Origin of the sequence: Streptomyces sp. NPDC006235, from assembly GCF_040613735.1 — a bacterium.
Lineage (GTDB): Bacteria > Actinomycetota > Actinomycetes > Streptomycetales > Streptomycetaceae > Streptomyces.
In genome coordinates, this window is the sequence record NZ_JBEXSR010000100.1 from 1 (window position 1) to 1,022 (window position 1,022).

Annotated in this window: 1 protein-coding gene; it reads right to left on the bottom strand. The window is 69.7% G+C overall.

Annotation, left to right across the window (positions count from 1 at the left end; genetic code table 11):
* The coding region (locus ABZ192_RS42995) for an IS481 family transposase (RefSeq protein ID WP_356929896.1) at positions 1–952 on the bottom strand (952 nt) is incomplete at its 3' end.
* Between the last annotated feature and the right edge of the window lie 70 nt (positions 953–1,022).

Below are 1,022 nucleotides of genomic sequence, written 5' to 3' on the forward strand. Positions count from 1 at the left end.
TGTATTGACCCGCAGGGTTGTTCACGCGGGTGATGGGTGGCTGGCCGCCGAGTGCGGTGTGGCAGCGGTGGTGGTTGTAGGTGTGCAGGAAGTCTGCCAGGGCGGCCGTGCGTTCGGTGTTGCTGGTGTAGGGCCGCTGGTAGGCCCATTCGTCGAGCAGGGTGCGGTTGAAGCGTTCGACCTTGCCGTTGGTCTGCGGCCGGTAGGCGCGGGTGAGCTTGCCGGTCGCGCCGAGGTCGGCCAGGGCCTGCTGCCAGGCGAAGCTCTTGCGGTAGGGCCAGGCATTGTCGGTCAGGACCCGCTCGATGCGGCTGATGCCGCAGGTGGCGAAGAAGGCTGCGGCCCGGCGCAGGAAGTCTGCGCAGGTGGCGGCCTTCTCGTCGCCGTGGATCTCGCTGTAGGCGAGGCGGGAGTGGTCGTCGACGGCGGAGTGGACGTAGTCGAAGCCCATGCTGGTGCGCCGGGCGCGGCCGGCTTGTCGGCCGAGGACTTTGTGGCCGCCGCCGTCAGGGATGCGGCCGAGTTTCTTGACGTCGACGTGGACCAGCTCGCCGGGGCGGGCGTGTTCGTAGCGGCGGATGATCTGGCCGGTGGGCCGGTCCAGGAAGGCCAGGCGGTTCAGGCCGTGGCGGACCAGGATGCGGTGGACGGTCGAGGCGGGCAGGTCCAGGATCGGACCGATGCGGGCCGGGCCGAGCTTGCGGTCCTGCCGAAGACGGCACACGCGGGCCTCGATCGCCCCGGCCGTACGGTGCGGTGTCGTGCGCGGACGGCTGGACCGATCGTGCAGTCCTTGCTCGCCTTCAGCCCGCCAGCGGCGCATCCACTTGTGCGCGGTGACGCGGGAGATGCCCATCTCGGCGGCTACATGGGCGACAGGGCGTCCGGTGCGGACACGTTCGACCAGCAGCCGCCTGCCGTGAACGGTCAGCCGGGCATTACGGTGGAACACGAAGGCCTCCGTGCGGTGAAGATTCGACACCTCCACCACACACGGGGGCCTTCGCCATGATCAAGCCCGG